The sequence below is a fragment of the Krasilnikoviella flava genome, assembly GCF_900167525.1.
GTDB lineage: Bacteria > Actinomycetota > Actinomycetes > Actinomycetales > Cellulomonadaceae > Isoptericola > Isoptericola flavus.
Genome location: NZ_FUZQ01000001.1, coordinates 81078 through 93225, shown reverse-complemented (window position 1 = coordinate 93225; position 12148 = coordinate 81078). Strand labels below are relative to the sequence as shown.

Here is a 12148-nt window from a genome sequence, read left to right as displayed (position 1 = left end):
GCCGGCCCCGTCATGCCAGCCCGATCTTCAGGACGTGCGCCACCTGCTCGCGCGGGTCGAGGCGGACGTACGGGTGGCCGCCCCACGGGTAGGTCGCGCCGGACAGCTCGTCGTGCGCGACGAAGAACGGCTGGTCCTCCACGCCGTCCGGCCGCGTCAGGCCCAGCGCCTCGAGGTCGAGGAGGACGGTCGACTCCTGGGCGGCCCACGGGTCCAGGTTGAGCACGACGAGCACGACGTCGTCCTGCGTGGCACCCGGCCGGCCGGCGCCCGGCAGGTGCTCGGCACGGACCCGCCGCGAGAACGCGACGACCTGGTCGTTCGTCGTCGGATGCACGGTCAGGTCGCGCAGCTGCTGCAGCGCCGGGTGCGCGCGCCGGATCTCGTTGAGGCGGCGCAGCAGCGTCGAGATGCCGATGACCTCGGCCTGCGACCAGTCGCGCGGCTTGAGCTCGTACTTCTCGTTGTCGATCTGCTCCTCGACGCCCGGGCGCGGCACGTTCTCCACCAGCTCGTAGCCCGCGTAGACGCCCCACGTGGGGCTGCCCGTCGCGGCCAGGACGGCGCGGACGGCGAAGCCCGCGACGCCGCCGTGCTGCAGGTACGGGGGCAGGATGTCGTGCGTCGTGGGCCAGAAGCTCGGGCGCAGCACCGACCCCTGCGGGCCGGAGACCTCCTGCAGGTACTCCTCGACCTCGTCCTTCGTGGTGCGCCAGGTGAAGTACGTGTACGACTGGTGGAACCCGATCCGCGCCAGGGTCTGCATCATCGCGGGGCGCGTGAACGCCTCGGACAGGAAGATCACGTCCGGGCGCTCCGCGTGCACCTGCCTGAGCAGCCACTCCCAGAAGTCCAGCGGCTTGGTGTGCGGGTTGTCGACGCGGAACGCCGTGACGCCGCGGTCGATCCACAGCCGCACGATCCGCAGGATCTCCGCGGACAGGCCGGCAGGGTCGCGGTCGAAGTTCAGCGGGTAGATGTCCTGGTACTTCTTGGGTGGGTTCTCGGCGTACGCGATGGTGCCGTCCGCGCGGACCGTGAACCACTCCGGGTGCTCCGTCACCCACGGGTGGTCGGGGGAGCACTGCAGCGCCAGGTCGAGGGCGACCTCGAGCCCCTCCTTGCGGGCGGAGGCGGTGAAGGCCCGGAAGTCCTTCTCGGTGCCCAGCTCCGGGTGGATCGCGTCGTGACCCCCGTCGGGAGAGCCGATCGCGTACGGGCTGCCCGGGTCGCCCGGCTGCGGGTCCAGCGTGTTGTTCCGGCCCTTTCGGAACGTCGTGCCGATCGGGTGCACCGGGGTGAGGTAGACGACGTCGAACCCCATCCCGGCGATCGCGGGCAGCCGCTTCGCCGCCGTCCGGAACGTGCCCGAGCGCCAGCGGCCGTCCTTGCGTCGGGTCGCGCCCTCGGAGCGCGGGAACATCTCGTACCAGCTCGCGGCCAGGGCGAGCGGGCGGCTCACGCGCAGCGGGTAAGCGGCGCTCGCGGTGACGAGGTCGCGCAGCGGGGCGCGCCGGAGGGCGTCCTTGACCGCCGCCGTCATCGCCATCGCGAGGCGTGCCTCGGGCGGGCGCGTGGCGTCGGCCAGCTCGTGGGCCGCGGCCGCGAGCGTGGCGGCGTCCTCGGCGGACCGTGTCGCCTGCAGCTCCGGTGCCACGACGCGCTCGAACAGCATCCGGCCCTCCGCCAGGACCAGGTCGACGTCCTGCCCGGCGTCGAACTTGATCACCGCGTCGTGCGCCCACGTGCCGTACGGGTCCGACCACGCCTCGACGCGGAACGACCAGTCGCCCTCCGCGTCCGGCTGCAGGAAGCCCCGGAAGCGGTCCAGGCCGGGTGCGACGTCGACCATCGGCGCGGTGGAGTGCACCGACCCGTCCTGTGCGAGCAGCACGGCGGTGGCCGCGACGGCGTCGTGCCCCTCCCGGAACACCGTGGCCTCGACCGGCACCACCTCGCCGACGGTCGCCTTCGCGGGCCAGCGCCCGCCCTCGACGACGGGGGAGAGCTCCAGGACGGGGATCCGTCCGATCGGCGCGTGCGGCGTGGGCTGCGGAGACGTCACGGCCTCCACGCTAGCCAGCCGCCGCGCGTTCCGCGCGGTAGTGCCATTCGTCGTCCGGTCGTGCCCGCCGAGCACTACCGGGAAGCGGGAGGCACTACCGCGCGGCGCCGTCCACAGGCCTCGCACGGAGACGCCGTCGTCCTGCCACGCTGTCGGCATGCCCGACGACGCCCCACCGACCCGGCGTGACGCGCGCAGGCCGGGCGACACCGCCGTTCCCCGACCACGACCGCTGCCGGCCCTCGTGCGCTACGACGAGGCCTGGCGCTCCGTGATCGAGCGTCGCGCGAGTCGCGGGGAGCTGGTGCGCGTCCGGCGCGGGCAGTACACCGGCCCGGCGTCGTCGGACGGCGGTGTCGCGCGGCAGCGGGAGCAGCGCGTCCTCGCGCTGGTCGCCGCGACGGCAGCCACGTTGCGGACCGCGTACTGCTTCAGTCACGAGACGGCCGCGCTGCTGCACGGGCTCTGGGTCTACCGGCTCGCCGAGGAGGTCCACGTCAGCCAGGGGTGGAAGCCGAAGGTCCGGCGAGGCAGCGGCAGCCCGGTCCACCGGCACCCCGTCGACCTCCCCGCGAAGGACCGGACCGTCGTGCCTGCCGGGCTGCCGGTGTCCACCCTCGAACGCACGATGGTCGACTGCGCCCGCTGGCTGCCGGGGGAGCGGGCGCTCGTCGTCGCCGACTCCGCGTTCCGTGCGGGTGCCGATCGACGTGTGGCCGAGGCCGTCCTGGCCGAGGCCGCTGGAAAGCCCGGGGTGCGGCAGGCACGGCGGATCGTGGAGCTCGCCGACGCGAGATCGGAGTCGGTGGGAGAGACGAGGCTGCGGTGGCTCCTCGACGCGGCCGGCCTGGAGCCGCCGGACCTCGCCGTCGCCGTTGACACCTGGCGCGGCACCGTGTGGATCGACCTGGGCTGGCCCGGTCTGGCGGTGGGCATCGAGTTCGACGGGACCGTGAAGTACTCGGGCGGCGAGTACGGCGACCCTCGCGAGCGGCTTCTCGCGGAGAAGCGTCGGCACGACGCGCTCACGGAGGCGGGGTGGACGCTCCTGCACGTCACGTGGGAGGACCTCGCTGATCCGGACCGTCTGGTCGCCCGGATCCGGCGCGCGCTCGCGGAAGCGGCCCGACGCCAGGTGGCGAGGTAGTGCCTCCCGTTCGCGGGTAGGGCACGCGGGGTACGACCGCGCGACCGGAGGCACTACCTCGCGGTATGGCCGGGGGTCAGACGTCGGCGGCGAGCGCCCGACCGGTGGTGCGGCCGGTGTGCAGGCAGCCGCCGAGGAACGTGCCCTCGAGCGCGCGATGGCCGTGCACGCCGCCGCCGCCGAAGCCGGCGGCCTCGCCCACGGCCCACAACCCGTCGAGCACCGATCCGTCGGCCCGCAGCACCCGGCCGGACGGGTCGCACCACAGGCCGCCGAGGGTCTTGCGGGTCAGCACGGACAGGCGGACGGCGAGCAGCGGGCCGTCCTTCGGCGTCGTCAGCGGGCGGGGCTTCGCCACGCGGATGAGCTTGTCCACGCGGTAGTCGCGGGCGGCGCGCGTGGCGACGACCTGCGGGTCCTTGCCGAGGCCGGAGGCGACCTGCGCGTCGCGGGCGGCGACGACGGCGGCGAGGGCCCCCGGGTCGACGTGGCCCTTCGACCCCGGGGTGGCGTCCACGAGAGCGTTCATCTTCGCCGCGAGGTCGGTGGGGTTGTCGGCCCAGAGGAACTCGGGCGACTCGTTCGCGAACCGTTCCACCGGCCCGACGGCGCGCGGCAGCACCCGCTGGGCCAGCAGCTTGACGTCTTTGCCGGTGAGGTCGGGGTTCTGCTCCGACCCGGACAGGGCGAACTCGGACTCCATGATCGCCTTGTTGAGCACGAACCAGGAGTGGTCGTCGCCGCGCCGCGTCACGTGCTGCAGCGCGCCGAGCGCGTCGAACCCCGGGAACAGCGGGGCCGGCAGGCGTCCGCCGTCGGCGTCGAGCCACAGCGACGACGGCCCGGGCAGGATCCGGATGCCGTGGTTCGTCCACACGGGCGAATGGTTGGCGATGCCCTCGGGGTAGTGCCACATCCGGTCCTCGTGCACGAGCGCGCCGCCGGCCTCCGCGGCGACGCCGAGCATGAGCCCGTCGGTGGAGTCCGGGACGCCGGAGAGCATCCGGTCGGGCAGCGTGCCGGCCTCGGCGTCCCAGTGCGCGCGGGCCAGGTCGTGGTTCGCGCCGATGCCGCCGGTCGCGACGACGACGGCACCCGCGGCGATCTCCTCGGCGCCCACCACGTCCCGGTTCGACGGCGCACCGCGGCCGCCGAACGGCAGGCCGGTGAGCGGCTGGTCGGCCAGCACGTCCGCCCGCACGCCGGTGACGCGGCCGTCCGTGGTGACGAGGCCCGTGACGCGACGGCGGAAGCGCAGGTCGAGCAGCCCGGCGTCGCGGGCGGCCAGGGCGGCCGCCACGAACGGCGCGACGATGCCGGGGCCGGTGCCCCAGGTGACGTGGAAGCGGGGGACGGAGTTGCCGTGCTCGGTGCGTGCGTCGTCGTGCCCCACCGTGTACCCGCCGCGCTCGGCCCACTGCACGAGCGGGAACCAGCGCACGCCCTTGCCGCGCAGCCACGACCTGAGGTCGCCCGCCGCGAACTCCACGAAGCGGCGGGCCCACGCGTAGCCATGGCGGTCGGGCCCCTCGCCGCGCTCGGCACCGGCGTCGAAACGCGCCGACCCCAGCCAGTCGGACCATGCCAGCTCGGGCGAGTCGTGCACGCCCATCGCGCGCTGCTCCGGGGAGCCGACGAGGAACAGCCCCCCGAACGACCACCACGCCTGGCCGCCGAACGACGCCTCCGGCTCCTGGTCGAGCAGCACCACCCGGCGGCCCGCGGCGGTGAGCTCCGTGGCCGTGACCAGCCCCGACAGGCCCCCACCGATGACGACGACGTCAGCTTCCATGCGCGCAGTCTGGCAGAGGAGCGGCGCCGTGCCCACGGTTCGCGCGCCGGCCTCACGGGTGACGTCACCGGCCACGTCACCGGCCACGTCACCGGCCCAGGAAGACCTCCACGCTCAGCGACTCGAGCACGACGTCCTCGGCCTCGTCGTCGGGTGCCTCCGGCCGGTCCCACGACGAGCTCCACGCCCGCTCCCACGCGCCGCCGCCGGGGGCAGGGGGCAGGGTGACGCCGACGTCGTCCAGCCCGCCGTTGAGGACCAGCAGCACGTGCGCGTCGCCGTCGTCGGGCCCGGGGCGCAGCATCTGCACCACCCGCCGCCCGGCGACGGCCCACGCGTCCCGGTCCATGGGCGCGCCGTCGGAGCCGAACCACAGCAGGTCGGGCTCGTCCTCGCCGGGGCGGGGGCTGCCGAGGAAGAACGAGTCGGCCCGCAGCGCCGGGTGCTCGGCGCGCAGGGCCAGCAGCGCGCGCGTGGTGTCAAGCAGGTCGCGGGCGGCGTCCTCGAGGTCCCACGACACCCACGAGATCGGGTTGTCCTGCGCGTACGCGTTGTTGTTGCCGCGCTGGGTGCGGCCCAGCTCGTCGCCGGCCGTGAGCATCGGGGTGCCCGCCGAAAGCAGCAGCATGGCCAGCAGGTTGCGCTGGGAGCGGCGGCGCAGCGGCACGACGGCGGACCACGGCTCGGTGGCGGTGTCGCCGCCGCCCTCCCCGTCGTCGGCCCCCGGGGCGTGCCCCTCGACGCCGTGGTTCCAGGACAGGTTGTGGTCCGACCCGTCGCGGTTGTCCTCGCCGTTGGCCTCGTTGTGCTTGTGGTCGTACGCCACGAGGTCGGCGAGCGTGAACCCGTCGTGCGCGGTGACGTAGTTGACCGACGCGACCGGCCCTCGTGCCAGGGGCGGGTCCGAGTGCCCGAACAGGTCGGCCGACCCGGCCAGCCGGGTGGTGAGCTCCCGCAGCCCGTGCATGGGGCGGCCGTGCGAACCCTCCCGGGGCGCGTCGAGCCAGAACCCGCGCACGGCGTCGCGGAAGCGGTCGTTCCACTCGGCCATGGGCGGCGGGAAGTTCCCGGTCTGCCAGCCGCCGGGGCCGACGTCCCACGGCTCGGCCACGAGCTTGAGGTTGTTCAGCACCGGGTCGGCCTGCAGCGCCACGAGGAACGGGTGGTCGGGGGAGAAGCCGTGGTGCGTGCGGCCGAGCGTGACCGCGAGGTCGAAGCGGAACCCGTCCACGCCGACCACCTCGGCCCAGTAGCGCAGGGAGTCCAGCGCGAGCTGCACCACCCGCGGGCGGCGGAAGTCGAGCGAGTTCCCGGTGCCGGTGACGTCGGCCAGCGCCGCCGGCGAGGCGCCGTCGTGCAGGTAGTAGCCGACGTTGTCGAGGCCGCGCCAGCTCACGTGCAGGGCGTCGTCGCCGCCCTCGCAGGTGTGGTTGTACACGACGTCGAGCAGCACCTCGATGCCCGCGGAGTGCAGCAGGTGCACCATGCCGCGCACCTCGTCGAGGACGGCGGCCGGTCCCGCCTCGCGCGCCGCCCGCGTCGCGTACCCGGCGTGCGGGGCGAAGAAGCCGAGGGTCTGGTAGCCCCAGTAGTTGGTGAGCCCCTGCGCCGCGAGGTGCGGCTCGTCGGCGAACGTGTGGATCGGCAGCAGCTCGAGCGTCGTGACGCCGAGGCTCGTGAGGTGGGCGATCATCGCCGGGTGCGCGACACCCGCGTACGTGCCGCGCAGCTCCGGCGGCACGTCGGGGTGCTGCGCCGTCAGCCCGCGGACGTGCGCCTCGTAGACCACGGTGTCCGCCCACGGCACGCGCGGCCGGCTCAGCGGCGGCGGCCCCGGGTGCGACGCCACGACGACGGAGTGCGGCACGAAGGCGAGGGAGTCGCGGTCGTCGGCGGCTCCGTACCGCTCGGCCACCCACCAGCGGCCGTCGGGGGAGTCCGGCTCGTCCGGGCGTCGGGGCGCGCTCACCGCGCCGAGCGTCTCCGGCCCGTACGTCAGGTCCCCGGCCAGCCCCCGCGCGTAAGGGTCGACGAGCAGCTTGGCCGGGTTGTGCCGCTGGCCCGCCCGCGGGTCCCACGCCCCGTGCACCCGGAACCCGTACCGCTGCCCGGGCTTCACGTGCGGCACGTGCCCGTGCCAGACGCCGTACACCGGGCCGTCGAGCGGGAACCTCCGCTCGGCGTAGCGGGCCGGGTCGTGGGCGTCGCGGTGCGGCTCGACGACGTCCACGAGGCACAGCTCGACGCCGGCGGCGTGCGACGCCGCCACCGCCACGTCGATCCCGCCGTCCGGCGTCGGGTGCACGCCCAGGGGCGGCACATGACTGCGCCTGGCGCTCGGTCGTGTCAGCGGCGTGACCTTGGGTCGCGATTCCATGAGGACATGCTGCCCGGGATGAGCCGTAGAGGCGCGCGCCGTCAGGTCCGGGAGGCGGCCAGCAGGGCCAGGGCCGCGTCCCGGCCGGTGCGGGCGGCGTCTGCCGGGTGCGGCGACGTGGAGGCGAGGAGGGTGGCGCCCTCGAGGACCTGCAGGAGCTGTTCCGCGGTCCCGGCGGCGTCCGCGGCCCCGGCGTCGACGGCGATCGCGGCGAGGAGCCCGCGGTATCGGTCGAGGTGGCGGGCAGCGAGCCGCAGCAGGCCGGCCGAGCGGTGCTGCGTGACGGCGTTCATGACGCCGCACCCGCGGAACTCCGCTTCGGAGAACCAGCCTCCCAGAGCGTCGAACACGGCCGTCAGACGTGCCTGCGGCGCCGGCCCAGCGGCGGTCGCGGCATCCTCGAGCCATCGCCATACCCGCTCGCTGCGCCGTTCGACCATCGCCTCCACCAGGCCGTCCTTGGACCCGAAGTGGCGGTAGAGCGTCTGCTTGGAGATGCCCGCCGTGCTGCACACCTCGGCCACGCCCACGGCGTCGACGCCGCGCGCGTAGAAGAGCTCGGTGGCCACGTCGAGGCAGGCGGAGCGGGTGCGGTCCGGGTCGAGGGTGGATCCCTGGGGTACGGGCACGCGTTGATGGTACCGCTCGGTACCGATCCGGTTCCGGGCGCGCTAGGGTGCGCAGATGGAACCGATCAGTACCATCGAGGGCCCGGGCGGCGACGACCCGTTCGTGAGCGACCCACCGGCCCACCCGTGGCCGCCTACCTCGGTCGAGCTGCCCCTCGTGTCCGGTGGGCACCGGCTGCTCAACAGCGCGCTGCTCCCCGCCGGCACCGGACCCCATCCCGTCGTCCTCCTCCTGCACGGCTTCCCCGGTCACGACACCTGGCAGGACCTGGCCCAGGTGCTGCGGCGGGCCGGGTACGCCGCCGTGACCCCCCACTACCGTGGCTCGTGGGGCAGCCCCGGTTCCTGGTCCTGGGCGGCCGCGCTGGACGACGCGCGCGCCGTCGTGACCGCCCTGCGCGACGACGCCCGGTTCGACGGCGGCCGCATCAGCCTGGTCGGCCACAGCTTCGGAGGGTTCGTGGCCCTGCAGACCCTGGCAGCCGACCCGACGCTCGACGCCGCGGTGTCGATCGCCGGCTTCGACTTCGGCCGTGCCCGACGAGAGGTGGGCGAGCCCGGCGGCCGGGCGCGCTACGAGCAGGCCTGGGGCGGCCTCCTCGCGCCGCTGCGGGGGACCACCGCCCGCGCGCTCGTGGACGAGATGATGTCCCAGGGGGAGCGGTGGTCGCTCCCCGCCCTGGCGCCCCACCTCACCGGCCGCCGGGTCCTGCTCGTCGGGACCGGTCGCGACCAGGTGACCCCCGCCGCGCACCACCACGCACCCGTCGCCGAGGCGTTCCGCCGGCACGGCGTAGCGCTGTCCGCGACGGTGCTCGACACCGACCACGCACTCGCCGACTCCCGTGTCCGGGCCGCGCGCGAGGTCCTGCAGTTCCTCGGCCCCGCACGGCGTTCGTGACCGATGGACCCGTCGAGACCCCCGGACCCTCCGGGACCTGACGGGTACGTCGTGCCCGGCGGACCTGACCACCCCGGTGTTCCCGGGATCCCGCTCCGCCCTTCGCGGGCACCGGTGCGCCGGCTGTGGGCGGCCGTGGCGCTCGGCTATCTCTCCCTCGGGGTGGGGCTCCAGCTGCTGCCGCACGACCTCGCCCAGCGGGGCGGCACGCCCGAGCCGCTGGTTCCCGTGCTCGTGGGCCTGCCGTTCCTCGCGAGCGCGTGGGTGCGGCCCCGCGCGGGCCGGCTGGCGGACCGCGGTCTCGCGCGCGGTGCCGTCGCGGCCGGCGCCGTCGCGGTGGCGGTCGGTGCTGCGGGGCAGGCTGCGACGGTCAACCCGGGATCGGTGGCCATCGCGCGATTGCTGGTGGGGCTCGGCGAGGGGCTGCTCTTCTCCGGGGCGCTCCCGTGGGTGCTCGCCGCGGCGCCCGCCGCGCGCCGCGGCCGGGTCGCCGGCTGGTTCGGCCTGTCGATGTGGACCGGGCTGACGGTCGGGCCGGCGGCCGCCGTGCTGACCGCCGGCCTGGGCGCCGCCGGAACGACCCTTGCGTGGGTGCTGGCCGTCGCGGCTCCGCTGACGGCGCTGGGGCTCGTCGCCTCCGCCGGGCGACAGGCGGAGGTCCGGTCGAGGGACGCCTCGCCCGCGCCCTCCGACCCGCCGACCGGCCGGCGACGACGGCGGTGGGGGCGACGGTCCTCCGCCGAGCGGCTCCCCGGCATCTACCTCGGTCTCGTCGCGTGCGGGTACGGGGTCGTGATCAGCATGCTCGCGCTGTACCTGAGGTCCCGCGGCCTGCCGGACACCGCAGGCCTCACCGTGCTCGCCGCCGCGTTCCTCGTGGTCCGGGCGGCGGGCAGCCCCGCGGTCGACCGCTGGGGCCCCGCGCGCCCCGCGGCAGTCCTCGCCGTCGTGCAGGGGGTGGCGCTGGCCGTGCTCCCGACGGTCACCGGCGTGCCAGGGGCACTGGTCGTGTGTGCCGCGGTCGGGGCGGGGGTGGCTCTCGCCTACCCGTGCGCCGTGGCGCTCACCCTCGGAACGCCGTCCGCCCGTCCGCCCGGCGTCGCGATCGGCGTCACGACGTCATGCTGGGACCTCGGCCTGTTCGCCGCGGGCCTCGGTGCAGGGGCCCTCTCGCTCGCGGCCGGCCAGGCGGCGCCCTTCTTCGCGGGTGCCATGGCGTCTGCCGGCGCTGCGGCCGTCCTCCTCCCCGCCGCCGTGACGGCGATGCGTGGACGCGGTGCCGACGGCGACGCACGGACTCCGCGCCGACAGCGTGGAGGCCGCGGGTAGGCTCGACACCGTCGGCCGCAGCGACTGCGGCCGGTCGTCACCACCGTGAGCTGGAGGTCGCGCCCGTGCGCATCGTCGTCGCCGTGAAGTACGTGCCGGACATCAACGCGGATCGGCGTTTCGTGGACTGTCGCGTCGACCGCGACCCGGGCGTCGGCACCCTCAACGAGCTGGACGAGAACGCCCTCGAGGCGGCCCTGCGGATCCTCGACGCGCTGCCCGAGGACGAGCGCGCGGCCAGCGAGGTGGTCGCGCTCACCGTGGCCCCGGCGGACGGCGACGTGGCGCTGCGCAAGTCGTTCCAGATGGGGGTGGACCGCGCGGTCCGGGTCACCGACGACGCGCTGGCCGGCTCGGACTACTTCGGCACCGCCGCGGCGCTCGCCGCCGGCGTCCGTCGGCTCGAGGCGGACGGCGCACCGGTCGACCTCGTGATCACCGGCATGGCGGCCCTCGACGGCCTCGGCTCCGTGGTCCCGGCGCTGGTCGCGGCCGAGCTCGGCCGACCGGCGATCACCCTGGCGAAGAAGGTCGACGTCGCGGACGGCACCCTCACCGTGGGCCGGGAGACCGACGAGGCTTCGGAGACGCTGACCGCCCCGCTGCCCGCCGTCCTGTCCGTCGCGGACACGGCGAACACGCCCCGCATGCCGAACTTCAAGCTGATCATGGCGGCCCGCACCAAGCAGATCGAGGAGTGGTCGGCGGCCGACCTCGGCCTCGACCCCGCCGCCGTCGGCGCCGCGGGCGCCCGCACCGAGGCGGTGTCCGCGACGCCGCGCCCCGCCCGCCCCGAGGTCGAGCTGGTGGTCGACAAGGGCGAGGGCGGCACCGCCCTGGCCGAGTACCTCATCCGCAACGAGCTGGTCTGAGAGGACGCGACCGTGTCGACGAACGACCCCACCCGCAACCGCACCGCCCTCGTCCTGGTGGACCCCGCCACCGAGGTGCGCTCCAGCGTGCTGGAGCTGCTCACGATCGCGCGCGGCCTCGGCCGCGTCGAGGCCGTGACCCTGGAGGCGCCCACGGTCGAGGTGCTCGCCCAGCTCGGCGCCTACGGCGTGGAGACCGTGCACCAGGCCGAGGTGCCGACCGACGCGCTCGCCGCCGCCGGGGGCGACGGCGCCCGGCACCTGCCGTCCGTCGTGGGCGCGACGCTCGCCGCCGCGGTGCGCCGCACCGACGCCGACGTCGTCCTGGCCCCCGCCACGTTCGGCGCGAAGGAGGCCGCCGCTCTGGCGGCGCACGTGCTCGGCGCGGGGCTGGTCATCGACGCCGCCGCCGTGGGTGAGGACGAGGCGGGCCGCGTCGTGGCCGGCAAGCGCGTCTTCGCCGGCGCCTGGGACACCCGGTGCGTCGTCACCGCGGACGTCGCGGTGCTGACCGTGCGTGCCAACGCCGTCGTGCCCGAACCTGCCGCGGCCCCGGTCGCGACCGAGGTCGACCCGCTGCCCGTGGCTCTGCCCGGGACGGCCGGCGTCGTCGTCACGTCGCGCGAGGTGAAGGAGCGCGCCCCGAGCCGCCCCACGCTCGAGGAGGCGGCCGTCGTCGTCGCCGGCGGGCGCGGCACCGGTGGGGACTTCGGCCCGGTCGAGAAGTTCGCCGACGCCGTCGGCGCCGCGGTCGGCGCCTCCCGCGACGCCGTCTTCGAGGGCTGGTTCGACCGCTACATCGGCCAGACCGGCGTCACCATCGCGCCGCGCCTCTACGTGGGCGCGGGCATCTCCGGCGCCCCCCACCACCGCGGCGGCATGCAGGCGTCGCAGGTGATCGTGGCCGTGAACGCCGACCCCGAGGCGCCGATCTTCGAGATCTGCGACTTCGCCGTCGTCGGCGACCTCACGGACGTGCTGCCGCAGGCTGCCGCCGCCATCCGCGCGCACCGGGACGCGTGACGCCGCCGCCGCG

9 protein-coding genes are annotated in these 12148 nt (G+C 75.4%); 5 read left to right on the top strand and 4 right to left on the bottom strand.

Annotation, left to right across the window (positions count from 1 at the left end; all coding sequences use genetic code 11):
- Nucleotides 1–10: 10 nt before the first annotated feature.
- Entirely contained in the window at nucleotides 11–2074 is a 2064-nt protein-coding gene (locus B5Y66_RS00375; protein ID WP_176168740.1) for an alpha-1,4-glucan--maltose-1-phosphate maltosyltransferase, read from the bottom strand.
- Nucleotides 2075–2222: 148 nt separating this feature from the next.
- Between B5Y66_RS00375 and B5Y66_RS00370 the strand changes: the two genes are divergently transcribed.
- Nucleotides 2223–3212, top strand: coding sequence for a hypothetical protein (locus B5Y66_RS00370; protein WP_139820656.1), 990 nt, complete (start codon nucleotides 2223–2225; stop codon nucleotides 3210–3212).
- A 76-nt stretch (nucleotides 3213–3288) separates the two neighbouring features.
- On the opposite strand, the gene B5Y66_RS00365 is transcribed toward B5Y66_RS00370, so the two are convergent.
- The 3 genes from B5Y66_RS00365 to B5Y66_RS00355 all read right to left on the bottom strand — a co-directional run bounded on the left by B5Y66_RS00365 (nucleotide 3289) and on the right by B5Y66_RS00355 (nucleotide 8010).
- Nucleotides 3289–5004, bottom strand: a complete 1716-nt coding sequence (locus B5Y66_RS00365; protein WP_079571523.1) for an FAD-binding dehydrogenase — start codon at nucleotides 5002–5004, stop codon at nucleotides 3289–3291.
- Between the two features lie 88 nt (nucleotides 5005–5092).
- Nucleotides 5093–7381 (bottom strand): glycogen debranching protein GlgX, encoded by a 2289-nt coding sequence (gene glgX / locus B5Y66_RS00360; RefSeq protein ID WP_079569520.1) that lies wholly within the window; start codon nucleotides 7379–7381, stop codon nucleotides 5093–5095.
- Between the two features lie 41 nt (nucleotides 7382–7422).
- Nucleotides 7423–8010 (bottom strand): TetR/AcrR family transcriptional regulator, encoded by a 588-nt coding sequence (locus tag B5Y66_RS00355; protein WP_079569517.1) that lies wholly within the window; start codon nucleotides 8008–8010, stop codon nucleotides 7423–7425.
- A gap of 55 nt (nucleotides 8011–8065) precedes the next feature.
- Here B5Y66_RS00355 and B5Y66_RS00350 point away from each other — a divergent pair, with 55 nt between their 5' ends.
- The 4 genes from B5Y66_RS00350 to B5Y66_RS00335 all read left to right on the top strand — a co-directional run bounded on the left by B5Y66_RS00350 (nucleotide 8066) and on the right by B5Y66_RS00335 (nucleotide 12135).
- Nucleotides 8066–8911 (top strand): alpha/beta hydrolase family protein, encoded by an 846-nt coding sequence (locus tag B5Y66_RS00350; RefSeq protein ID WP_079569514.1) that lies wholly within the window; start codon nucleotides 8066–8068, stop codon nucleotides 8909–8911.
- 51 nt (nucleotides 8912–8962) lie between these two features.
- Nucleotides 8963–10240: an MFS transporter gene (locus tag B5Y66_RS00345; RefSeq protein WP_176168739.1), complete on the top strand. Its 1278-nt coding sequence runs from the start codon at nucleotides 8963–8965 to the stop codon at nucleotides 10238–10240.
- Between the two features lie 65 nt (nucleotides 10241–10305).
- Nucleotides 10306–11112, top strand: a complete 807-nt coding sequence (locus tag B5Y66_RS00340) for an electron transfer flavoprotein subunit beta/FixA family protein (RefSeq protein ID WP_079569508.1) — start codon at nucleotides 10306–10308, stop codon at nucleotides 11110–11112.
- A 12-nt stretch (nucleotides 11113–11124) separates the two neighbouring features.
- Nucleotides 11125–12135, top strand: a complete 1011-nt coding sequence (locus B5Y66_RS00335; protein WP_079569505.1) for an electron transfer flavoprotein subunit alpha/FixB family protein — start codon at nucleotides 11125–11127, stop codon at nucleotides 12133–12135.
- The last annotated feature ends 13 nt before the right edge of the window (nucleotides 12136–12148 follow it).